Here is a 23299-nt window from a genome sequence, read left to right as displayed (position 1 = left end):
CTACCCTTGTTGCAGATAGAGCGCCCGAACGTCCGATTGAAGATGCGCTGAATCTGGTCGAAACTTACACCCGAGGAGAGGAAGGGCGATGACGAAATCCCAACTGTTGCAGAAGTTGGCCGATGGGTCAGGTGTAACGAAGAAGCAGGCGGGCGAGATGCTCGATACCCTGGTGAGCATGACCGTAGCCCAGGTGAAGAAGGGTGAGCCGGTGAAGATCCCCGAGCTCGGGACCTTCCGCAAGGTGCAGACCAAGGCGCGCATGGGGCGCAACCCGCAGACCGGTGCACCCATCAAGATCCCGGCGCGCAAGAAGGTTCGTTTCTCGGTCGCCAAGGCGTTCAAAGAAGCGGTGCTCGGCGCAAAGAAGTAGCCCCCCCCGCGCAGGCGGCTTTGGGGGGTACGTTATTCCGGGTGCGACGCAGTCACCGACGCAGGTACGGTGACTGCGTTCAGGGTCTCGCGCACGTTCCGATTAGATCGACGCCGTCCAACGGCGAACCGTTTTAATTGGCTCGCCGGACCGGCCTTCACTACGATGCGCTGGACTGCTCGTAGCTGACGAAAGGGTGGCGATGACCGATCGATCGTTCGCTTGGTTCGAACCGGATACCCTCTTACCGGCTCAGTTTTACGCGACCTTCCGCGGCAGCAAGGGAGCGGAGGGGTCGCGACGGTTGATGCTGGCCGTGTTGCGAGATGCCCTGGAGTGCTACCAGAAGTACGCTTTTGCCAAAGACGTGCACGGGCAGCAGTTGTTCGAGGATGCGCAGGCGTGGATCGATGCTACCGATCGCACCTGGCACTTCTCCTTCGTGAACATCTGCGAAACGCTAAGCATCGATGTCGACTATGTGCGCCGCGGATTGCAGAACTGGCGGCGGCGTTCGGTAACGATTCCGTACTACACGGAGTCGCGACCGGTACGTTTGGACGACGCGCCGGCCGCCGCGGCCGGCTGAAGGTCGATCGGCATAAGGTCCGGGGCGCTGAAGCCGAAGCCGAGGAGTCGGGGCCCGGATTCGCATCCGGGCGACCGCCATGCAGGCAAGAGCCATTGGTCTCACCGGCGGTATCGGATCGGGCAAGAGTACCGTAGCCGCCATCCTCGAGGAGCTGGGGGCCCGTGTTATACACGCCGACACGGTGGGGCATGAGGTCTACCGGCCGGACACCGAGGGTTGGCGTCAGGTTATTTCCGCCTTTGGCCCGGATATCGTAAGTCCCGACCAAACCATCGATCGCCGCAAGCTGGGCGCCATCGTGTTCGGCGACTCCGCGGCACTTGCCCGACTCAATGCCATCGTGCATCCCCTGATTCGTGCGGAGATCGGCGCGCGCCTTGCGGCCTACCGCCAGAGTGGCTCGTCGACGCCGATCGTCGTCGAGGCCGCCATCCTCGTCGAGGCAAACTGGGTGTCGCTGGTCGACGAGGTGTGGTTGGTCGTCGCCAATCGCAGCGCGGTGGTCGAGCGCGTCGCGACGCAACGCGGCCTCAAGGCGACGGAGATCGAGGCTCGCATCGACGCCCAACTCACCGACGCGGAGCGGCGAGGCGCGGCAGATCGAGTGATCGAGAACTTCGGTTCGCTCGACGATCTCAGAGCAAGTGTAAGGGCTCTGTGGGCCCGTACGGCCTCCCCCTGCCGAACGTAATCGCAACGGGGCAAAATGCGGCGCCCCGGCGAGAAAGCCGGGAACCGATGCTCGCCCTGCACCCCACCTGGCGCCGCCGCCACGGTCGCCGGGGGGCGCTGCACTCGCCGTTCAGGCAGCGCCGGCGAACGCGGCGTTCATCCGCGCCGCCGCCGCGGCCGCAATCGCAGCGGCCGCCGTCGACCGCGGTCGCCGCTGCCGCCCGCGCAGGGCCTCGCGCACCGCGTCGGGCGATAGCTTGAAGTACGCGCAGACCGAATCGAAGCTGAACATGCTGTAGTCGCTATCGTACGAAAAGATGTACGCGTCCGCATCGGCTCGCACCGCCGGACACGAATGATCCAGGTCTGCAATCGCCTGTTCCAACACCGCCAGCAGCAGCATCTCCTCCGACTGGAGTGCCCGCGGCCTCGTATCCGTAGACAGGAACCTACCCCGCGCCATGCGCAACCCTCCTCACTCGCCCACACTCAGCAAGATTCGCGCCTCCGTGAAAATGCCAGTCAACCCTTACAGCCCCAGAATTCTTCAACGATTTCACTAGGGAGATTGTTGCATACTTCTCTGGCCGAACGTCAAGAGCCCTGCCACATGCCATAGCACGTGCGTTGGCGCCGGCGCTATCGGGCGGACCTCATTCGGAGTCGGAGTCGGGAGGCTTTTGTCGGGGGGCATGCCGGGTTATGGGTGCGGGGCGGGGAAGCGATCTGCCGCAGGAGGGAAGAAGAATGAAGCTAGCGGGACGTACCGCCCTGATCACGGGGGCCGGGTCGGGGCTGGGGCGGGCCATCGCTCTGGCATTCGCGCGCGAGGGGGCGCGGGTCGCGATCAACGACGTGTCGCGCGCCGCCGCCGAACGGGTGGCTGCCGAACTCGCTGTGGCAGGTACAACCTCGATGGCATTGGTGGCCGACGTTTCCGATAGCGTCGAGGTGCGGGCAATGTTCGAGGAGCTGGTCGAGCGCTGGGGCGCACTGGATATCCTGGTGAACAATGCCGGTATCGCCACCATAACCGACGAGGTTAAGGCGAACATGGTGACGCGCGCCATGGAACTCGCCAGCACCGGTACCTCGACGACGGCGATCGCGGCGACTCGCACCATGAGCGACTCCCAGTGGCGACGTACCGTCTCGATCCACCTGGATGGCACTTTCTACTGCACGCGCGAGGCGCTCGCGATCATGGAACCGCGGGGCGCCGGTAAGATCGTCAACATGGCCTCGGTCGCCGGCACGTCCGGACTCGCCGGCTCCCCCGACTACAGCGCCGCCAAGGCGGGCATCGTCGGCCTGACGAAAGCGGTCGCCCGTGAAGTCGTCGGCAGCGGCATCTACGTCAACGCCATCGCTCCCGGCTTTATCGACACACCGCTGCTCGACATGTTGGACGACCCCATGAAGGCCGCCCTTGCGCTGCAGATCCCGATCGGCCGCCTGGGCACGCCCGACGAGGTCGCCGCGGTGGCGCTGTTCCTGGCCAGCGACGAATCGAGCTACCTGGTCGGTCAGGTCATCTCTCCTAACGGCGGCTGGGCTATCTAGCCGCCCGAGCGGGGCCAGTTCGCCGGCTAGCCGAGCAACTCGACGACGCGCTGCAAGAACCGAGCGGCGGGGGCGCCGTCGATGATGCGATGATCGAAAGTGAGGCTGAGCACCATCGTCGGCCGGATAACGATCTGTCCGTCACGAACCACCGGCTTCTCGACGATGCGGCCGACCCCGAGGATCGCCACCTGTGGCGTATGCAGGATCGGCGTGAAAGCGTCGACACCATAGGCACCGAGATTGGTGATGGTGAAGGTTCCCCCGGTCACGTCGTCGAGGCCCAGCGTGCCGGCCCGTGCGCGTTCCGCGAGGCCGCGCGCGGCGGCGGCCAGGGCATGAAGCGGTTGTCGATCGGCGGCGCGAATCACGCCGACTACCAGTCCGTCGTCGAGCGCGATCGCCACGCCGAGGTGCACCACGTCGTGCACGCTGACTCTCTCGCCGTCGGTGGTGGCGTTCAGTCGCGGATGCTCCCGCAAGGCGCGCGCGACCGCCTCGGTCAGCAGGTCGGTGTAGGTCAGCGGATGCTCGGCCTGGAGCCGCTGACGCCGGGCCACCAGTGCCCCGACATCGGCCTCGGTGGTGATCGTCAATTGCGCCGTGGTCTGCAAACTGGAGAGCATCCGATCGGCGATCGTCTTGCGCATCCCGCGCAACGGCTCGCCGTGACCGCTGCCGGGAGCCGGCTGCTGCCCGCCGGTGAGCGCCGCCTCGACGTCCTCGCGCGTGATGCGGCCGCCCGGACCCGTCCCGGCGACGCGCGCCAGATCCACACCCTTTTCCCTGGCGAGCTTGCGTGCCGCCGGGGTCGCCGGAGCACCGCCCGTCGGCGGCCCCGGTGCCGCCGACGCGACGGCCGCGGTCGGTGGGGTCGGTGCTGCCGCGGCTTCGCGAGGCGCGGCGGCTACCGCAACCGGGTCTTCTCCGGGCAGTGCGATCACGGCAACGACGCCCGCGCACGGCACCACGGCCTCGATCGGGTGCAAAATGCGGGCGAGTGTGCCGGCGACCGTCGCCTCGACTTCGTAAAGCACCTTTTCGGTCTCGACTTCGAAGAGCTTGTCGCCGACGGCCACCGGCTCGCCCTCCGCCTTGAACCACTGTTGGATGCGGCCCTCCTGCATGGTCAGGCCAAACTTAGGCATGATGACGTCGGCAGGCATCTCTACCCCGCCAGCCTACTCCAGCACCGCCCGCACCGCCGCCGTTAGCTTCGCTTCGTTCGGCAGCACGTGTTCTTCCAGTGGCGGGCTGAACGGGATCGGAATGTCGAGCGCCGTGACGCGCTTGATCGGAGCGTTGAGCAGATCGAAACCGCGGTCGATGACGATCGCCGCCAGATCGCCGGCTGCCCCGCCGCGACGATGGCCTTCGTCGGCGATCACCACCCGACCCGTGGCGGCGACCGCCGCGAGCAGACCCTCCTCGTCGAGCGGCACCAGGGTCCGCGGGTCCCAGACCTGCACGGAGATTCCCTCGCCGGCGAGCGCCTCGGCGACGTTGAGGGCTTTGCTTACCATTGCACCGACGGCCACCACCGTGACGTCGCTGCCCGGCCGCTTCACGACACCCCGGCCCAACGGCACGACGTGATCTCCCTCGGGTACGGCTCCGCGCGTGAAGCCGAGGCGGCCGTGCTCGAAGACAATCACCGGATCGTCGTCGCGAATGGCCGCCTTGAGGAGGCCCTTCATGTCGCCGGCGTCGGAGGGAACCGCGATCTTCAGTCCCGGAGCGGCGAGGAACTGCGAGTAGACGACCTCCGAATGTTGCGCGGCGGCGGACCCCATGGCGCCGAAGACGCAGCGGAAAGTTATCGGGAGGCGGGCCTGCCCGCCGGACATGTAACGCAGCTTGCCGGCCTGGTTACAGACCTGATCCATGGCGCAATAGAGAAAGCTGGCGAATTCGATTTCCACGATCGGCCGCAGACCGGCCATGGCGGCCCCGACCCCGGCGCCCGCGAACCCCGCCTCGGAAATCGGCGTGTTGCGCACGCGCTGGGGGCCGAAACGGTCGATCAGGCCCCGGGTCGCTCCGAACGCACCGAGACGCACGTCCTCCCCCATGATGAACGTCGTCGGGTCGCGTTCCATTTCTTCCGCCAGCGCTTCGTTGATCGCTTCGATGAACCCGATGTCACGCATGATGAATTTCCTCGTTCGGTCCGTCCTATGCGGAGGCGAAGACGTCCAGTTCCGCTTCCAATGGTTCGGGGAAGGGGCTGCTTCGCGCGAACGCCACGGCGGCATCGAGATCGGCCTGCACCGCGGCGCGAATCTCGTCGAGGTCGGCCCCAGTGGCGATTCCCGCCGTTTCCAGGTAGTTCGCGAAACGTGCGATCGGACAACGCGCCCGGGCGGCTTCGACCTCTTCCCGAGGGCGGTATTCGCCGACGAACGCCTGTTCGCCGACGACATGTCCTTCCCAGCGGTAGGTCTTGGCTTCGATGAGCGTCGCCCCGGCGCCCCGGCGGGCCCGCTCGACGGCCTCGCGGGCCGCTGCGTAAACCGCCAGTACATCGTTGCCGTCGACGATGACACCCGGCATGCCGTACCCGGCGGCGCGCACGGCGATGTCCGGCACGGACGTCGACTCGGCCGTCGGCGTGAATTCGGCATAGGCGTTGTTCTGGCAGACGTAAATCACCGGCAGCTTCCAGAGCCCGGCGAGGTTGAGCGATTCGTGAAACGTCCCTTCGTTGGAAGCGCCGTCCCCGAAGAAGCAGACCGCCACCTCGGCGTGATTGCGGAAGCTGGAGGCCAGAGCGGCGCCGGTGGCGATCGGAATATTGCCGCCGACGATGCCGTTGGCGCCGAGGATGCCGAGATCGTAGCTGACGATGTGCATCGAACCGCCCTTGCCCTTGCAGTAGCCCGTGCGGCGCCCGTAGATCTCCGCCATCATCGGCTTGAGTTCGCCACCCTTGGCAAGCATGTGCCCATGCCCCCGGTGGGTGGTCGTGATGTAGTCGCCGGGGTCGAGCGCGGCGCAGACGCCCGTGGGCACCGCTTCCTCACCGATCGACACGTGTACAAACCCGGGGATCTCCCCCTGGAAGAACAGGTCGCGAATCGTTTCCTCGAAACGCCGAATGTTGACCATCGTGCGAAACATCTGCAGGAGGGCCGATCTCGGAAGGGGCGGGGCTGACATCGCAGTCTCCTCGTGAGTGGCGTTACCGGCGCCGCCTTCGCGAGCGGCCGGCGACAGTCAACCCAACCGCATAACCCGTAATCGCTCGCGAGGTCAAAGGGATATTCGCGAGGGGCAAGCGTTCCGGGGTTGCGGCTTTCGGCGGGACCCACTATTATCTGGACAGTCTGGAGGATTCTAACACCCACGTAGAGTGACACATCATGGCCAACGGACTGAAACTGACACCGGCGTTGCATGCAGAACTCGAATGGCTGGCGGGCGAGGGCCCCCCGAATGTCGCGCGCCACGCGCGGATCGTGCTCGGACGGGCAAGCGGTTTGTCGATTCCCGCCGTGGCCGAACGGGTCGGTGTGCATCCCAACACCATCCGGAACTGCCTGCGACGTTTCGAGGACCTGGGGTTGCGCGGATTGGCGCACGCCAGCGCGGGACGGCCGAAGAACGTTGCCTTCACCGATGCCGTGCGCGACGAAATCGCCCGCGTCGCCATGCACTCGCCGACTAACGTCGGCGAACCCTATCCCGAGTGGTCATTGCGGCGACTGCGTGTGTATCTGATGCGCCGCGGCGTGGTCGACACCATCAGCGTCGAAGGTCTGCGCCAGTTGCTGCGCGGACTGCCGCTGCCGCCCGCCTTATGGCGTCGAGCGGCCCGGCCGATGAAAGCGCTCAGCCCCGAGGTGATGCGTGCACTGGAGAGTCTGGCCAAGGGACGGCGGGCGGACCGCGCCTTGCGGGCCCAGATTGTCCTGGCGAGCAGCCGTGGGCTGAACGAACAGGAAATCGCCGCGGCTCTGCATATCGGCCCGGAGACGGTGCGACGCTGGCTGCGGCGGTTCCGCCGCCACGGTATCCTCGGCCTGCAGACGCTGGCGACGCAGGGGACTCTGACGCCGGGCGTGCGCCGCGCCATTTTGCATATCGCCACCGACGATCCGAAGAAGTACGCGAGTCGACGTACGGTGTGGACCATCCATAGCCTTCAGACGGCGCTGCTCCGCCGTCGCGTGGTCCGTACCATTAGTGTCGAGCAACTCCGCCGCGTCCTGGCAGAGGGCGGCGTTGTGGTGGGCGAGACCGCGCCTGCCGGCGTGGTGCAGCGCACGCCGGCGGTCGGGTGAGGGCCGCGGCGCGGCGCCGCATGGCTGGCCGCCGGCTGCCGGCGGTGCTCGTCACCCTCCTCCTGTTCGCGCGTGCGCTGGCGGCGAACGCGCATCCGATCGGCGATCTGACCTGCGACCACAAGGTCGATGCGGCCGACCTGGACGCCTTGCTCGCTGCCCTGATGCAGCGGGCGATCCCGGCCTGCGACGCCGACGTGAACGGCGACGGCCGGCTCGGCGCCGGCGATACCACGGCCCTCCTGTCTCTGCTCGACGCGGCGGGTCCACGACTCACCGCAGTCGGCCTTGCGGCGGCCGACGGCGCGACCGTCTCCCCGCTGGGCAACCTGGGCGGCCGCCCGGTGTTCTTCAGTGCAACCGGACGCGGTTTCCGGATCTTCGTCGAAGCCGCGGCGGGCCTCAGCGGCTTGCCGCCGGGACAAGTTACGTTCGGTCGCGTGCCGGACGATCCCGGCGGGCGTCCCGATCTACAACTCCAGACCACCCGTGCGCTGGGCAACGGCTCGCCGGCAGTGTGCGACGAAGGAGTCCCGCCCGTGCGTCCCCCGGACTTCGGCGGCTCGCAACCGGTCACCGATGCACTGAACGATCTGGCATGTCGTTTCGGGGTCAACACCGCCCCTCGTACCGCCTGTACCGTCGACCGCTTTGGCGATTTCGCCTTCGCCGGAACCGGATCCTCACTGCAGTTCTGCTCGGCGGCGGTCGTCGATAGCTCCCTCGCATTCCCTCCCGGCGATACGCTGGTCAGCGTACGGGTGCGGGACACCGCCGGTCATCTCGGACCGCTATCCCAGTTTTTCGTCCGGGTCGGCGGCGGGCCGCCAAGAACTTTCACCCCCGTGCCGACCGCCACTCGTACCGCCATCCCGGCGCCGACCGCCACCGTTACGCGCACCGGAACGGCAACCGTTACGCCGCCGCGGACCATGACAGCCTCGGCAACCCGAACTCCTTCCCGTACCCCCGCCGGCCCAACACGCACGGCAACGGTCACCGTCACCCCGACGCGCACGCCCACCCGCGGCACGCCGACGGTGACGCCGACCGGCCCGACCGCCACAGCGACGCGGACGGCAACCCGCACGCCGACGGCAACGCGTACCGTAACGCCAACCGCCACCCGGACGGGTACCCGCACGCCGACGCCGACGCGCACGCGGACACCGACCGCCACCGGTACGCGCACGCGCACGCCAACCCCGATTCCCACGCCAACTCCCGAAGGCCCGCGCGGGCCCGTGGTGACCTTCGTCGGCCTCACCAGATCGGACGACTCCCTCGTGCCCGCGGAAGAGCCCGTCGGCGAAGACCTGCCCATTTATGTCCGTCCCGGCGGGACCGGCTTCTTGCTGATCGTCGAAGGCGCTCCGGGAGCCAGTGGCCTGCCTGTGGGCCGGTCGACCTATCTCGACAGAGCGACGGTGCCGTCAGACTTGCAGATTCAGGTGGACCGCGCCCTGGGTAACGGCAGTGCCGCGGTCTGCGATCGGATCGGGTCGACGGCCGGTGGTGTGCCGGCGGTGGATCCGCCGGGGTTCGAGCCGCTCGACGAGACGCTGATCGGCAGCATGAACGATCTCTCCTGCCGATTCCTCGACGGAACCGGCTCGCCCGCCGGCCGGCGCCGCAACGAAGCCTGCGTGAAGTTTCTACCCTCCGAGGAGTACGGTTTCGTTCACGACGATACCACGGTGCAGTTTTGCGGCGGCCCGGTCGATCGGGCGTTCCGTTTCCCCGACGGCGACACCCGGATCACCGTCCGTTTGCTGGACGAAGAGGGCAACCCCGGTCCGCCCCGACAGTTCGTGGTCCGGGTCATGCCGCCGTAAGCGGGTACCGGTGCCGCGGGGGTCGAGCCGTCCCTCGATACGCCGCCTGAGAAGACGGCGGTTACTCGGGACGATCGGTGGGCCAGTGCCCCTCAATGACCTCAGCGTGGGCTGGTGTCCGCAACCCATGACCTGACCACCCATGCCTCATCCGATTTCTTCGCGCCGCCCGCGCACCCGGGGAAATCGTAGATCAGGTCTGGCGCAAACCGAGCTGCCGCAGGATTTCCGCGTGGCGCGCGCGAGTAATCGGGTAGCCAATGGCCAGCACCACGGCGCCGACCAGAAAAGCCGCCGGGACGATCGCGGTCAGGATGCGAATGGCCAGCAATGCCGACTCGGGTTGCGGCTGCCCGCCGACGAATCCGGCCAGCTCGAGGGCAACCCCGGCAACGGTTACGGCACTGGCCCCACCGAGCTTGCGCAGAAATGTGAAGAAGCCCGCGTACAGCCCTTCCCGCCGCTCGCCCGTGCGCAGCTCGTCGTCGTCCATCGCCTCCCCGAGCATTGACCACGGCATCATGTCTGCCACGGCGTATCCGACGCCCGCCAACATCGACACCGCAAACACCACCCAGCGCGGCGTGCTCGGCAAGACGAAGAACATCGCCAACGAAACCGCAATCCACCACGTCGTGCCGACGATGAAAATGCTGCCCTTGTCGCGGAAATGCGACCAGCGCAACCATAATGGCAACGACGCCACCACGGTCAGCAGCAAGAGCAGCAGACTCACCTCGAAGTCGCCCGGCCGCCGCAGCCAGTACTCGAAGTAGAAGATGAAGATGGCGGAAACCACGTCCATGGCAATGCGACTGCACAGGTACAACCCCGCCAGTCGTCGATATGCGGCGTGGGCGACCAGCGCCCGCATTCCCGCGCTGAAACTCAGACGCGTCGCGCGTTGCTGAAAGCCCGGACGTTCCCACGTGGTTCGGTAGATCGCGAACCACGGCAACACCACCCACAGACCCGCCAGCGCACCGGTCCATGCGAACCCCGCCGCGCCGCCACCGAACGCCTCGGCCAGCGGACGAAAAGCTACTGCGGGCACCAGCGTCCCGAGCACCGAGGCGATCGCCCGGTAAGTGTTGACGGAGGTGCGTTCCTGATAATCGAGCGTTAACTCGGGCAACAGTGCCATGTACGGCACGGCGAGGACCGTCGAAGTGAGGCTGTGGAGCAGGTAGACGATCGAGTAGATGGCGAACTTCGCCAGTTGCGACTCGACCGGGTAGTCCACCCATAGCAAGGCGAAGCTGACGCCAAACGGCACTGCTCCGATAAGGAAGTACGGGCGCCGTCTCCCGCGCCGCCAGTGGGTGTGGTCCGACAGCCTGCCCATCATCGGGTCGGCAAAGGCGTCGACACAGCGTCCGATCAGCAACACGACCGAGGCCAGCGACGGCCGCAAGCCGACGAACTCGGACAGGTAGTAGAGGTAGAAGAGCGACAGCGCCGACAGCGTCAGGTTGAGGGTGTGGTCCCCGAGCGCGAAAACCGACTTAACCCGCGGCGGCAGCGCTTCTGACAGCCGCGTACCCTCAGTCGCAACCACACGGGCTTTCTATCACGCCGGCCGCAAGAGCGAAGCGGCGTTACCACCCGGCGATCTGCCCACCAAGCCCCCGGCCCGGTTCCAGCCGCCACCGGCTTTCTGCTAGCGTGCTCGCATGGCCCTCGATTCCCCCCTCGATCCGCTCGAAGCCCGGTTGTTCGGAGTCCTCATAGAGAAGTCACTAACGACCCCCGACCAGTATCCGCTGTCGGTCAATGCTGCCACCAACGGAGCCAACCAGAAAGCCAACCGCGATCCGGTGCTGACGCTGGAGATGCCGGACGTCGAGGACGCACTCGAACGGCTGGTACGGCGGGCACTGGCGCGCAAGGTCTACCCCGGTAACAGCCGCGTCGAGAAGTTCTGTCATAGCGGGAAGGACGCCCTCGGACTCGATGCCGCCGGCCTCGCCGTTATCGCCGAACTACTGATGCGCGGTCCGCAGTCACCGGGGGAGTTGCGCGTGCGGGCGGGGCGCATGGTGAGCATCGAAAGTCTCGATCGGTTGGCGACAATCCTCTCGATGCTCATCGACCGCAGTTTCGTTCGGCGCCTGGCGCCGCTGCCCGGCTCGCGTGCCGAGCGTTATGTGCAACTGCTCAGCCCCGACTTGCACCCCCTCGATCCGTCTCCGGGCGCATACGCGGCGGCGGCGCTGGCGCCCAGTGCGGATAACGATTTGGCCGCGCGGGTCACCGCACTCGAAGCCGAGGTGCAACGCTTGCGCGCAGCGGTGGAACAGTTGGCCTCGGAGCGGAAAGGATCGGCCGCGCCGTAGCGCCCCTGGTCCTCGCCAGGAGAAAGCCGTGAGGAGGGGTGGTCTATAACCCGGCTCAATCTGCGGGTGTCGTGCCAGCGGGCTTGTCGGCCACGAACCAGCCGAACCATCCCCACATCTGCCTCGTGGCGACGACCTTGAACCCTTGCGTTTCGAGGCCGCGGACGAAACCCGAATGATCGAAGCGGTTCTCCGTGGGATGCTCCAGCAAACGCCGCCAGGCGGGGTGCAGAATGAACCGGTCGAGCACCTCCTCCGCAAAGAACCGTCCCCCGGGCTTCAATACGCGGTAGATCTCGGCGAGGGCCGCCTGCCAGTCGGGTACGTGATGAACGATCCCGAAGTCGAAAACGGCGTCGTACGTTCCATCGCCGGCGGCGATCCGAGTCACGTCGCCGACACTCACGTGTACGCGCTCACCCCAGCGCCGCAAACGCTGCCGCGCCAGAGCCACCATGCGCGGATCGAGATCGAAGGCGTCGACGCGATCGGCACCGAAAGCACCGAGCACTATCTCCGCGCCGACGCCGCGCCCGCAGCCGACTTCGAGCGCCCGCGCCCGCGGGGTGCGGCCCCCCATGCGTAACAGCCGCCCGGCCTCGAACCGCCGTTGAATCGCGGCCCGGACGGGGTTGTTCATCATGACCGTCTCGATTCGGTTGAGCAGCACGTGAGCCTCCTTTGTTGAGGGCGTGTGGGTGGTTGACAGGGTTCCGTGACGCTTGAGCCTGCTGCAGGCGCTGCGGGCTCTCCTCCCGCAGGCTCTCACGCCCCCTCAGCGTGGGCTTCGCCCGCGACCCATTGCGGAATGCGGATTGCGGAACTCATGAATCCGTCGTCCGCAATCCGAAATCCGCATTCCGAAATTCTTCGCACCATGCGACGAACTCGCGAACTAGTGGCTCAAAACCCCATCGCCGCGCCGTCCTTGCGCTGGTCGGAACCGCCCCAGTAACCGGCGGTTGCCGGGTCGATCATGATTCCCTGTCCCCCGCCGAAGCCGCCGAGCGCCATGGCCACCGCCTCGTCGACGACGGCGTGCCCGCGCGCCGCCAGCTCTTTGACGACGGCCGGGCCGGCCTCCGCCTCGATGGCTACGCGGTCGGTATCCAGAAAGCGGAAGCGCGGCCAATCCAGCGCTTCCTGGATGTTGCGATCGTAGTCGACGAGATTCGATACCACCTGCACGTGCCCCTGCGGCTGCACGTCGCCGCCCATCACGCCGAACGAGACGATGGGCCGGCCGTCGCGACACAGCATGGCGGGAATGATCGTGTGGAACGGCCGCTTGCGCGGCGCCAGGCAGTTGGGGTGGGCCGGGTCCAGGACGAAACCGAAACCCCGGTTCTGGAGCACGATGCCGGTGTCGCCGGCGACCATCCCGGAGCCGAAGCCGAAGAACAGGCTGTTGATGAGCGAAACGACATTGCCCGCGGCGTCGGCCGTGGTCAGGTAAACCGTATCGCTGCCGGTGCCGACCTTGCCCGGCCGAGCTCGCTTGGCGGCTCTGCGCCGGTCGATCAGTGCGGCCCGGCCCTGCGCGTAGTCTTTCGACAGCAGCGCCTCCACCGGCACGGCTGCCCGGTCGGGATCGGCGATGTAACGATCGCGGTCCGCGAAGGCGAGCTTCACCGCTTCGATGCGCAAGTGCACGGCATCGGCGGACTCGGGTGCGAGAGCGGCGAGGTCGAAATTCTCCAGGATGTTCAAGGCAATCAGCGCCGCGAGGCCCTGGCCGTTCGGCGGCAGTTCGTGCAGTCGGTACCCGCGATAGTCGGTTGCGATCGGCTCGACCCAGGTCGACGTGTGCGCCGCGAAGTCCTCCAGCGTGTGCAGGCCGCCGTTGGCTTGCGAGAACTCGACTATCTGCGCCGCGAGCGGGCCGCGGTAGAAAGCCGCGGCGCCGCCGGCGGCGATCGTGTCGAGGGAAGCCGCCAGCGACGGAATCCGGAACACCTCGCCCAGGCGCGGTCCCCGACCCTCGACGGTGAACGCCCGCAGGGCGTCGGCGTGCTGGAGGACGCCGAGGTTGACCAGGAGCTGCCACTGATGTGCGACGATCTCGGAAACGGGAAAGCCGTGGCGCGCATAGTATATGGCCGGATCGAGGACGGTTTGCATGGACTGCGAACCGAACCGTTGCAGCGCTTGTTCCCAGGCGTCGACGGCGCCGGGAACGGTGACCGGCAGCATGCCCTGCAAGGGCATGGCGGAGTGACCGCGAGAGCGCACAACTTCAGGCGTGAGCCCCGACGGCGCGCGGCCGCTGCCGTTGAGTCCGTAGAGTCTTCCCTCCGCCGCATTCCAGATGAGCATGAAGCAATCGCCGCCGATGCCCGTCATGTAGGGCTCGACGACGCCGAGCACGGCGGCCGCGCCGATCGCGGCGTCGACCGCGTTGCCGCCGCGGCGCAGCAGGTCAACGGCGGCGGCCGTGGCAAGAGGCTGACTGGCGCAAGCCATGCCGCGCTGCGCCAGCACCATCGATCGCCGGCTGCGGAATCCGCGGGTTTCCTGGCGCCGCGACGTGAACATCTATTGACCTAACTGGCGGCTGAAGAACTCCCGCCGGGGAGATCGCGACCGCCGGCCTTCGCGGACCGCCGGGGGGGTTTCTTCTCGTCCGGGCCGGTTCGGTTCGAGCGAAAGAGCACCGCTTTTCCCGGCGCGGATGGAGGCACTTGCGAGTTCATGGATCAAGCGGGCCAGGCGGTCAAGCTCGGGCGCTTTCGAGTCGCTTGTAGGAAAGTCCGGCGCCGGACAGACCGTCGAGCAGCGGGCGTGGATCGAAGGCGGCTGCCGGCGGGAGGACGCCGCAACGATCGTAACCGGGGGCGGCCATACGTGCGGCGCCCGTGGCCGCTATCGCAGCGGTGAGTCCGTACGGATCGTGGCCGCGCACGAGCAGGCGCTCGACCGCGGCGACGCCGGCACGGACGCCGCGCACCTCGACGAGAATGGTGAAATCGTCTGTGTGGCGAGTCGCTTCGCTCGGTCCGCCGGTGTCGGTGCCGATGACACCGGCGGCGAGCCGACCGAGTGGCCCGCGCAGAGCCGCGGTTAGTGGCCCCGCGAACCAGTGTGCCGCATGCGCAAGGGCGGCCGGTACGGCCATGAAGACGCGAACTTCGCGCACCGGCAGGTGATGTGGGACGGTAATGACTTCCGCTGCCGGAAAGCTCACGGCGGTAACGCGTCCAAGCGGCGGTGGGAAAACCACCGTCCGTAGCACGCTGGCCGGCGTGGCCTCGATCCACGCGCCGCCCTCGTAGGCGTACCCGGTCGTTTGCAGCATGCGGAGGACCGTACGCTGGGTTCCCTGGCTGGGATGGAAGCGGGTTACGTAGGTGAGGTACGCGCTGCCGATCTCACGGAACCCGGCTCCGGCGAGGGCGGTCGCACAGTCGCCGACCGCGATTTCGAAGGCAAGGGCCGAGACCACCGCTACGCCGCGTTCTCTAGCCGGCGCATCGTGGGCCAGCATGGCCTTCATGAACGGCTGCTCGCCGGTCGTATCGACGTAGTGGCACCGGTTGGCGATGGCGGCCCGGACGACGGGCTCGCCGTAGTCGACGAACGGGCCGGCGGTGTTAATCAGCACGCGGCAGCGCTGGGTGAGCCGATCGAGGCTGGCGAGGTCGTTGACGTCGGCGACGAGGCTTTCGCAGCCGGTCTGGGCAGCGACGCGCGCCAGCTTCCCGGGATTGCGTGCGGCAATGACGACCGGGGTCCCCTGGCGCCGCAGTTCGTCGACGATCAGCCGCCCGGTGTAACCGGTGGCGCCGAGAACCCCGATAGCGTCGCGTGCCATGCAGTGGGCGATACCGCGGCCGGCGCGCCGCCGTCAATCGGGGTCGTCGGGCCCTTATCCGGCGCCAGCGATCAGGCGTCCCCTGGCGTCGCCGATCGGTCGCGCCAGGCGCATCGCGGGCTTGGCGAACTGCAAGGGCACCAGAACGGCCATGGTCCGAGAGGACTTCGGCAGAAGCGCGTTCCGTGCGCGAGTTGGTCTTTGCAGGGATGAAGCCCAACACAAGTATGCCGCGGACGCGGTTGGCCGAGCTTCTCCTCGATGGCGCGACGGGCCGCCGCGACGGATCTCACCCCGCCAGCAGCGTCCCGTCCCAGAGCTGCTGCGCGAAGATGCGGGCGGGGAGAACGTCGATGCCGTCCTCGGTCCGTCGGGGGCGGTCGTCGAGACTCACCACCACCCGCCGGCCGACGCGCGGATGGTCGCGCACGAACTCGCGCAGGCCTTTCACGTGGTCGGCATGGACGCGCCGGACCTTCCGCGCACTCGACCCGGACAGGGCGAAGGACACCCCGCGGTTCTCGATCAACCAGTGGACCTCGTCGAGCAGCCCCGGCACCTTCTGCACCTCGTCGATCACCACGAAGCGGTCACGGGCAGCCTCGACTTCTTCTCTGAGGACCGTGGGGTCCTGCGAGAAACGTACGAACTCACGCGACGTCAGCAGGTCGATCCGGCGGGCCCGCGGGTAGAGTGCGCGCAACAGGGTGCTCTTTCCCGTCTGACGAGGCCCCCAGAGGAAGAAGGAGGCCTTCGGGCGGAGCGGCAGGCGAAGCGCACGGCCAATCATTGCCTCGGATTATCATGATGAACCGAGGCGATGGCAAGGATCGGAGGGGCGAACCTCCAAACGCGCCGGCAGGGCCCATAGCTGGCGCGCGCCTGTCTCGGGACGCCGCACTTCCGGCGACAGGAGGGATCGATGGGATGTCTGCGCGTGAACAAGACCACCATCGCACCGCTGCTCATCGGTGCGCTGTTGCCACTGCTAGGCTGCGGAGGCGACGACGACAAGCCGAAGCCACGCCCGACCCCGACACCAACGTCACCCCCCACACCGCAACCGACGGCGTTCCTGATTCCCGTGCTCCCCGGCGCCCAACGACAGGCAAACCTCGGGAACGCGGTATCGCACGATGGCCGAGTCGAAGTTGGCGGAAGCGAGTCGGCTGGCGGAATGCAAGCGTTTCGTTGGACGGCCGGTGGCGATCTTCAGGCGCTCGGCTTCTTGCCGGGGTACACCGACAGCAGCGAGGCCACGGCGGTGAGCGCCGACGGATCCGTGGTCGCCGGCGCGAGCACGGCGGCATCGGGGGAATCCCGGGCATTCATCTGGACCGCTGAAACCGGCATGCAGCCACTCGGCGAGTTGCCGGACTTCATCGTGTGCTCGCAGGCGCTCGCCATGTCTGTCGGCGGCACGGTCGTGGTTGGCACCGGCGAGGGCGTCGACCCGAATTACGGCGACGATAAGACGCTGTGCTTCCGGTGGACCGCCGACGAGGGCTTTCACTGGTTCGGCGACTTCCTACCGGCGGGCGTCGAGGGAACCTTATGCGAGGCGTACGGCATTTCCAGCGACGGTCGGGTGATCGTCGGCGCGGCGCGCTACGACGTTGCTGAGGACGACACACCGCTGGTGCAAGGCTTCCGCTTTACCAGCGACCCGGGTCTGTTCCCACTTGGGTGGGTCGACGATGCGACTCCCGAGAGCAGCGCACTGAGCGCCTCGGCAAACGGAGCCGTCATCGGCGGATCGAGTGACCAGCACACGGAGACGGGCTGACTGGAAAGTCCCATGCGATGGACGACAGCGGTAGGACCGGTGTGGCTCGGGCGTGGTCTCGTCGGCGACATCAGGGCCGTCTCGGCCGACGGCAGCGCCATGGCTGGAGGGGCAGCCGACCGGGGGACGGCGTTCGTGTGGGACATCGACAACGGTTACCGGAATCTCTACGGGCTGTTGCTGCAAACCGGCCTGGCGGATGGACTCGAAGGGACCTCGCCGATTACCGTGAACGGCATGACACCGGCCGGGCGCATCGTTGTCGGCACTTCGCTGGGTGACGGGAGACCGCGCGCGTATTACGTGCGCCTGCCGTAACGGACGGCACGAAATACAGGTGCTGGGGGCTTGAGGCTGGCGCATCCGGGCAGCCCCCAGCCGCCAGGTCCCTCTTCGCTATCGGCCCCTGCCGCAGCTTCCTCCGCACCCTCGTCGGGCCTTTGGTTGCGCTCGCGATCCTCGGCGAGCTCCCACAGAGCGCGAAGTAGTTTGGGTGCTGTTCTGCAATCGCGGCGAGCCTTTGGGGGCATGGCCCCGCCAGCGTCGCACCTGCGAGGTAGTCGTCCCAGCGATCAAGCTCTCGCAACCGGGCAGCGATCCGTCCCGCGGCTGCGAGGTGCACGTATGGTCCCGGCATCGAAAACGCTCACCAACTCGCGAGGAGCCTGTCGGAGAAAGCGGCCCCTCGCCCTTCGACGGGCTTAGCGCGGGCTGGCGCCCGCAACCCATCGCCTGACCAGCAATGCCTCTGGGAGGGCGAGGCTCCCGCCGAGCCGCAACGGTCTGACGACGGCTCGGCTGGAGCCTCGCCCTCCCCATCTGAATTCTGCGCACCACGGCAAGGCTTTCGGCGATAGTAGTTCAGGGCGAGCGGAAGATGCCGTGAAACAAAGGCAGAGCCCGCTCGTGCTGAGCTTGTCGAAGCACCAGCGGGCGTTTCTCCGACAGGCTCCCAGAACGACGGTGAGCACGACCAGGGCGGATGAAAGGCCGCCTGGTCTGCGCCCCGGGCAGCCCCGTCGCTTGACGAAGACCGCGGCGCGCTTCCCGGACTCGCGATCGGTCAACGAGGCACTGCGCGCCCTCGTGGCGCTGCAGCAAGCCTTGCCGAGCGGACGCGCCCGAAAAAAGCGGGCGGCCTGACGTCCACCCTTCAGCCTTAGACCCGAAGCACGACCCCTACAGGGGCCAGACGGAAGGGCACGACTACAGGTCGGCCAGCAGTTTCGGTTTCATCTTCACCTCGTCCAACAGCGATCGAGGCAATCGGGGACACGCATGTCCTGCGAACTGGAGCCGCTGGGGAAACGGCGGCGCGTCCGCTACACAAGGTGGATGCCCATCTCCGAGGAGACGTCCGCCGAGAACCCTTTCCGCGTGAGCCCCTTCATGCACGGGCTCGCCCGGTTGATCTTCCGCATCGCCGGGTGGCGGATCGAGGGCGTGGTGCACCAGCCGCCGCGCTTCGTGATCATCGCCGCACCGCACACCTCGAACTGGGATGCGTTCGTGATGCTCACGGCGGCCTACCTCTTTCGCGTCAAGCTGTCGTGGTTCATCAAGGAGGAGGCGTTCTTCTTCCCGCTCGGGATGATCCTGCGCTTCTTCGGCGGCGTGCCGATCGACCGCAGCCAGCGGCGCAACGTGGTGGGTGAGGCGGTCGAGCGGCTGCGCAGTAGCCGGCACCTGATCCTCGCGGTGCCGCCCGAGGGCACGCGCAAGCACTCGGTGGGGTGGAAGACCGGCTTCTACCACATCGCGCGCGGTGCCGGGGTGCCGATCGTCCTGGGGTACCTCGACTACCGGCGCAAGGTGGCAGGGCTCGGGCCGGCCTTTCAGCCGACCGGCGACATGGATGCGGACTTCCGCGTCTTCGAGTCCTTCTACGCCGCCGTGACGCCGAAGTACCCGGAGCATCGCGGGGCGGTGCGCCCGGCCAGCGCCGACAAGCCCGCGGCCTGAGCTCGGCCGACGTGCCTGCTCGTGGGCTCGGCGCTCCTCGACGGAAAGCTCTTGTCACGCGGGGCGGACCACGACAACCTGCGGTAATCCCCGGCTTTCGGTGATCAGATCAGGCCGATTTCACTTGCATGGCGTCGTTTTCGAAGGCAATAGCGGCGCGCGGCGCGGCCAGCCGTTCGACCTCGATGCCCAGCGCCTCCGCCAGCGCCGGCCGATCGACGATGCCATGGCGCCGTCGCGACCGCCGGGTCTCGTGGTAGCCGGCGACCTCCCACTGCGCGGGATGGGCGGCGGACCAGGACCGGACCCCGGTTCCGGCTCGGGTTCCATTCTTGCGAAGAGTCGTCTAGTTGCGATTGTGGCAGTCTGACATTTCGGTTGTCGCCCGTCTGGCCCGAAGATTGGTTTGGTTTTATGGTTCGGGTCGGGGCAGTGTAAGGAGGGTGACCATGACGCCAGACAGTCAGGTCGTACTGCAGGAGCCGGCGGCGGGGCGCACCGACTACCGCCGGGCGGCCGAGCCGGAAGTGCCGGCATTACCGCGCAGCCAGCGTCTGGCCCGGCTGCGCAAAGATCTGCTCGATGCGCCGTATTCCCTGTGTACGCAGAAGGCCGAGTTGCTGACGGCTTACCTGCGAGCGCACACCCGCCAGCATCCGATCGTGCGGGCGCTGGCGCCGCTGCACTACCGCATGGTTCGCCGGTCGCTGATGGCAAGCTTCGGCCGCGGCGAGCGGCAGAAACCGTGGCAGGTGGCCGTATCGAACTGGTTGCAGCGGTTGTACGTGCGGCTGGAAGCGGGCAAGGAGCCGCCGGTGGTCGCCTATGCGCGGGCGCTGGCCTACGTGCTCGAACGCGTACCGCTGCGCATCTACCCGCACGAGCTTATCGTCGGCAATCCGTCGAGCCAGCGGATCGGCGCACCGATCCATCCCGACCTCGGCGGCATGATGATGTTGCCCGAACTCGATACCTTGCGCCGCCGGCCCGTGAATCCGCTCCGCATCGCCCCAGAACAGATCCAGACTCTCGAAGAGGACATTTTTCCGTTCTGGTTCAACCGCTCCGTGATTGCCCGGGCGCCGTTGCTCTGCGCCGATCCCGAACTCCAGAACACCCTGATGGCCGGGCGGCTGTTTGTCCTCACGCAGTTCGCCGGGATTGCGCACGTGACCCCGGATTACCCGGCCGTGGTCGAGAAGGGCTTCACGGGCTTGCTTGCCGAGGTCGAGACGGCACGGGCCGGCGCGGCGACGCCGGAGCAAGCGGCGTTTTACGAGGCGGCGGCGATCTCGGCCCGGGCGGCGATCGCCTTCGGCGAACGCTGCAGCCGGCATTGTGCGGCGGCCGCCGCCGAGGAGCGTAACCCGCAACGGCGCGCCGAACTCGAACGGCTGGCGGCAGTGCTGGCTCACGTCCCGGCGCACCCGGCGCGCAGTTTCCACGAGGCCGTGCAGAGTACCTTCCTGGCCCACGTGATCGTGCACCAGGAGAGCTTCCAACACGGGGTGTCTTTCGGACGGGTCGATCAGTATCTGTATCCTTACTATCGGCGCGACCTCGATGCGGGGCGCCTCACTCCGGCCGAGGCGGTCGAGATCCTCGGGTGCTTCCTCGGCAAGGCGGCGGAGCTGTTGCCGCTCTTCAACACGATGGCCACCGAGTATTTCAGCGGCCTGTCGTCGGCCTCGGGCCTCACCCTCGGCGGTACCGATGCGCACGGTAACGACGCCGCCAACGAGCTGAGCATCCTGTTCCTCGAAGCCTACGACCAGATGCGCCTGCGACAGCCGAACCTGCACGTGCGGGTGCACCCGCGCAGCTCGCCGGCGTTCATGCGGCGCGCGTACGAAGTCGTCAAACGGGGCGGCGGCATGCCGGCGTTCTTCAATGACGACGCCGTGGTGCCGGCACTGGAGGAGCTTGGCGTGGCGCGCCCGGATGCGCGCGACTACGCGATCGTCGGCTGCGTGGAATGGGGCGTACCTTACCGGGGCTTCCCTGCCGCCGGTGCCGGGTTCCTCAGCCTGCCCGCCATGCTCGACCGCGCGCTCCACGGCGGCATTGACGGGGAAGTCCGTCGTCCGGTGCCGGATTTCGAATCGATGGACGCGCTGATCGCCGCCTTGCGCCGGGAAATGGAGCTGGTGGTGGCGGCGGCCGTCGCCGGCAACGATGCCATCGAGCGCACGCACGCACTGCACCGGCCAACGCCGCTTCTGTCGTTACTGGTGCGGGGCTGCGTTGCGTCGGGTGTCGAAGTGAACGCCGGCGGGGCGACCTACAACTCGACCGGCTTCCAGGGGGTCGGCGTCGCCGACGTCGCCGATTCCCTCGCGGCGATCGAACAGCTCGTGTTTGTCGAGCGACGGCTGACCTTCGCCGAGTTGATGGCCGCGGTCGATGCCGATTTCGAGGGCCAGACCGAGCTTCGCGATCGTATCCTCAACAAGGTGCCGAAATACGGCGAAGACGCCGGTCGCGCGGAACATTACGCGCGGCTCGTGGCGGACATGTACGCCCAAACCGTCCGCCGCTACCGCAATCCGCGCGGCGGTCCGTACGCCCCGGGGTTCTGGACCATGACCACGCACATCGGTTTCGGCCGCCGCCTCGGCGCGCTGCCCAGTGGGCGCCGGGCGGGTCAACCGATCGGTGACGGCGTATCGCCGGCCAACGGGGCCGACCGCCGCGGGCCGACGGCGTCGATGCTGGGGGCGGCACACGCGGGCGGGCCGCATGTGGCCAACGGCTGTTGCCTGAACGAGAGGCTCGATCCGAACTTCGTGAAGGGGGCTGCCGGGACCGCGATAATCGACGGACTCACCCGCGGCTATTTCGCTGCCGGCGGCATGCAGGTGCAATACAACGTCCTTGATGCCGCGACTTTGATCGACGCCAAGCGCCACCCCGAACGCTACCGGGACCTGGTCGTGCGCATCTCCGGCTACAGCGCGTACTTCAACGATCTCACCGAAGCCATGAAGGACGAGCTGATCGGCCGCACGCTGCACAGCGCCGGCGGACCGGCCTGTATGGACCCGGGCCGGTAACGGCGCCAGGGGCGGGCGCGCATGAACCTGCTGCAACGGCCGGCCGGGTCGCCCGCTTCATGTGCCGACGACAGTGCTGCGCCCGGCGGATCGCCGGCCGCGCCTGTTGCCACGGTCTTCGACATCCAGCGCTTCTCGATCCACGACGGGCCGGGCATTCGCACGGTGATCTTCTTCAAGGGATGTTCGCTGGCGTGCAGTTGGTGTCAAAATCCCGAGGCCATCCGTCCTCGTCCGGAAATGGCGTACTACGAAGACCGCTGCATCCCCGGTTGTTCGGCCTGCCGCGACGCTTGCCCGGAGCACGCCCTCGGCGCCGAGCGCAAGGGCCGCCTCGACTTCTCCCGCTGCACCGTGTGCGGCCTTTGCGTGCCCGCCTGTCCGGCGGATGCCCTGCGGATCGTTGGGAGTGAAATCACGGTGGCGGCATTACTCGAAGCGGTCCTGCGGGATCGCCCCTTCTACGAAGCGTCGGGGGGCGGCGTGACGTTGTCCGGAGGCGAGCCGGTGTTGCACGCGCCGTTTCTGCGCGAGTTCTTGCCGGCGGCACGCGCCGCCGGACTGCACATCGTTATCGAGACAGCCGGGTGTTACCCGCCCCGGCTGCTGGACGACCTTCTGCCTTTCCTCGATGCCGTGCTGTTCGATTTGAAGGTTGTTGACGCCGAAGCGCATCGCCGTTTCACGACCCGCGACAATGCCCCGATAATCGGCAATCTCGAACAGATTCTGCGGGGCCCGGTACCGGTGACTGTCCGCATGCCGGTAGTGCCGGGGTACAACACCGCCGCGGCGGACATTGCGGCGGCCGCGGCGCTCTTACGGCGGCTCGGCGTGCGGGAGCTGACGCTGTTGCGTTACAACCACCTGTGGGAAGCGAAGCTGCCCCGCCTCGATGGCGCGCGGGCTCCGCTGGGCGTGTCGCCTCCGCCCGACGGTTTGTACGAAGAACTGGTGGCCGAGTTTGCCAGCCACGGCATCCGGGCCGCTCTCTAAGAGCCTGTCGGAGAATGGCCCGCTGGTGCTTCGACAA

Annotated in this window: 20 protein-coding genes and 1 pseudogene; 12 read left to right on the top strand and 9 right to left on the bottom strand. The window is 67.4% G+C overall.

All coding sequences use genetic code 11. The annotated features are described in order from the left end of the window. Window positions 1-88 precede the first annotated feature (88 nt). The 3 genes from L6Q96_11240 (at window position 89) to coaE (ending at window position 1656) form a co-directional block, all read left to right on the top strand. Entirely contained in the window at window positions 89-373 is a 285-nt protein-coding gene (locus L6Q96_11240; GenBank protein ID MCK6555133.1) for an HU family DNA-binding protein, read from the top strand. Window positions 374-575: 202 nt separating this feature from the next. Beyond that, window positions 576-962: a hypothetical protein gene (locus L6Q96_11235; GenBank protein MCK6555132.1), complete on the top strand. Its 387-nt coding sequence runs from the start codon at window positions 576-578 to the stop codon at window positions 960-962. A 79-nt stretch (window positions 963-1041) separates the two neighbouring features. Then, on the top strand, window positions 1042-1656 hold the full coding sequence (coaE, locus tag L6Q96_11230) for a dephospho-CoA kinase (GenBank protein ID MCK6555131.1): 615 nt from the start codon (window positions 1042-1044) through the stop codon (window positions 1654-1656). Between the two features lie 111 nt (window positions 1657-1767). Here coaE and L6Q96_11225 read toward each other — a convergent pair whose 3' ends face one another. Continuing rightward, window positions 1768-2100 carry a hypothetical protein gene (locus L6Q96_11225; GenBank protein ID MCK6555130.1) on the bottom strand — a complete coding sequence of 111 codons (333 nt, stop codon included), beginning with the start codon at window positions 2098-2100 and terminating at the stop codon, window positions 1768-1770. Between the two features lie 284 nt (window positions 2101-2384). On the opposite strand from L6Q96_11225, the gene L6Q96_11220 reads away from it, so the two are divergent. Beyond that, window positions 2385-3200, top strand: coding sequence for an SDR family oxidoreductase (locus tag L6Q96_11220; protein MCK6555129.1), 816 nt, complete (start codon window positions 2385-2387; stop codon window positions 3198-3200). Window positions 3201-3226: 26 nt separating this feature from the next. On the opposite strand, the gene L6Q96_11215 is transcribed toward L6Q96_11220, so the two are convergent. The 3 genes from L6Q96_11215 to L6Q96_11205 are packed head-to-tail and all read right to left on the bottom strand — an operon-like array spanning window position 3227 to window position 6359. Beyond that, a complete protein-coding gene (locus tag L6Q96_11215; protein ID MCK6555128.1) occupies window positions 3227-4348 on the bottom strand; it encodes a 2-oxo acid dehydrogenase subunit E2 in 1122 nt (373 codons plus the stop codon). A 33-nt stretch (window positions 4349-4381) separates the two neighbouring features. Further along, window positions 4382-5350 carry a pyruvate dehydrogenase complex E1 component subunit beta gene (locus L6Q96_11210; protein MCK6555127.1) on the bottom strand — a complete coding sequence of 323 codons (969 nt, stop codon included), beginning with the start codon at window positions 5348-5350 and terminating at the stop codon, window positions 4382-4384. Window positions 5351-5375: 25 nt separating this feature from the next. Beyond that, window positions 5376-6359: a thiamine pyrophosphate-dependent dehydrogenase E1 component subunit alpha gene (locus tag L6Q96_11205; protein MCK6555126.1), complete on the bottom strand. Its 984-nt coding sequence runs from the start codon at window positions 6357-6359 to the stop codon at window positions 5376-5378. A gap of 203 nt (window positions 6360-6562) precedes the next feature. Here L6Q96_11205 and L6Q96_11200 point away from each other — a divergent pair, with 203 nt between their 5' ends. Both L6Q96_11200 and L6Q96_11195 read left to right on the top strand, forming a co-directional pair. Further along, a complete protein-coding gene (locus tag L6Q96_11200; GenBank protein ID MCK6555125.1) occupies window positions 6563-7483 on the top strand; it encodes a helix-turn-helix domain-containing protein in 921 nt (306 codons plus the stop codon). An 842-nt stretch (window positions 7484-8325) separates the two neighbouring features. Beyond that, window positions 8326-9318: pseudogene (locus L6Q96_11195) on the top strand (hypothetical protein). 193 nt (window positions 9319-9511) lie between these two features. Here L6Q96_11195 and L6Q96_11190 read toward each other — a convergent pair. Further along, the gene (locus L6Q96_11190; GenBank protein MCK6555124.1) at window positions 9512-10876 is read right to left on the bottom strand and encodes a glycoside-pentoside-hexuronide (GPH):cation symporter; all 1365 of its coding nucleotides are present in this window, start codon (window positions 10874-10876) and stop codon (window positions 9512-9514) included. A 115-nt stretch (window positions 10877-10991) separates the two neighbouring features. Between L6Q96_11190 and L6Q96_11185 the strand changes: the two genes are divergently transcribed. Beyond that, on the top strand, window positions 10992-11654 hold the full coding sequence (locus L6Q96_11185) for a YceH family protein (GenBank protein ID MCK6555123.1): 663 nt from the start codon (window positions 10992-10994) through the stop codon (window positions 11652-11654). Window positions 11655-11709: 55 nt separating this feature from the next. Here L6Q96_11185 and L6Q96_11180 read toward each other — a convergent pair whose 3' ends face one another. The 4 genes from L6Q96_11180 to L6Q96_11165 all read right to left on the bottom strand — a co-directional run bounded on the left by L6Q96_11180 (window position 11710) and on the right by L6Q96_11165 (window position 16168). Then, window positions 11710-12324 (bottom strand): class I SAM-dependent methyltransferase, encoded by a 615-nt coding sequence (locus L6Q96_11180; GenBank protein ID MCK6555122.1) that lies wholly within the window; start codon window positions 12322-12324, stop codon window positions 11710-11712. Window positions 12325-12557: 233 nt separating this feature from the next. Then, entirely contained in the window at window positions 12558-14189 is a 1632-nt protein-coding gene (gene ggt, locus L6Q96_11175) for a gamma-glutamyltransferase (protein ID MCK6555121.1), read from the bottom strand. 178 nt (window positions 14190-14367) lie between these two features. Further along, window positions 14368-15465, bottom strand: coding sequence for a saccharopine dehydrogenase NADP-binding domain-containing protein (locus tag L6Q96_11170; protein ID MCK6555120.1), 1098 nt, complete (start codon window positions 15463-15465; stop codon window positions 14368-14370). A gap of 289 nt (window positions 15466-15754) precedes the next feature. After that, the gene (locus tag L6Q96_11165; GenBank protein MCK6555119.1) at window positions 15755-16168 is read right to left on the bottom strand and encodes an AAA family ATPase; all 414 of its coding nucleotides are present in this window, start codon (window positions 16166-16168) and stop codon (window positions 15755-15757) included. A 219-nt stretch (window positions 16169-16387) separates the two neighbouring features. Here L6Q96_11165 and L6Q96_11160 point away from each other — a divergent pair, with 219 nt between their 5' ends. The 5 genes from L6Q96_11160 (at window position 16388) to L6Q96_11140 (ending at window position 23262) form a co-directional block, all read left to right on the top strand. Then, a complete protein-coding gene (locus L6Q96_11160) occupies window positions 16388-17251 on the top strand; it encodes a hypothetical protein (protein MCK6555118.1) in 864 nt (287 codons plus the stop codon). Window positions 17252-17263: 12 nt separating this feature from the next. After that, entirely contained in the window at window positions 17264-17569 is a 306-nt protein-coding gene (locus tag L6Q96_11155; protein ID MCK6555117.1) for a hypothetical protein, read from the top strand. Between the two features lie 960 nt (window positions 17570-18529). Beyond that, a complete protein-coding gene (locus L6Q96_11150; protein ID MCK6555116.1) occupies window positions 18530-19213 on the top strand; it encodes a 1-acyl-sn-glycerol-3-phosphate acyltransferase in 684 nt (227 codons plus the stop codon). A 449-nt stretch (window positions 19214-19662) separates the two neighbouring features. Further along, window positions 19663-22266, top strand: coding sequence for a hypothetical protein (locus tag L6Q96_11145; protein ID MCK6555115.1), 2604 nt, complete (start codon window positions 19663-19665; stop codon window positions 22264-22266). A 21-nt stretch (window positions 22267-22287) separates the two neighbouring features. Further along, complete coding sequence (locus L6Q96_11140; GenBank protein MCK6555114.1) at window positions 22288-23262, top strand: glycyl-radical enzyme activating protein; 975 nt, start codon at window positions 22288-22290, stop codon at window positions 23260-23262. Window positions 23263-23299 lie beyond the last annotated feature (37 nt).

The sequence above is a fragment of the Candidatus Binatia bacterium genome, from assembly GCA_023150935.1.
GTDB lineage: Bacteria > Desulfobacterota > Binatia > HRBIN30 > HRBIN30 > JAKLJW01.
Note: the sequence above shows the minus strand (reverse complement) of the source record. Positions and strands in the feature narration are given on the sequence as shown.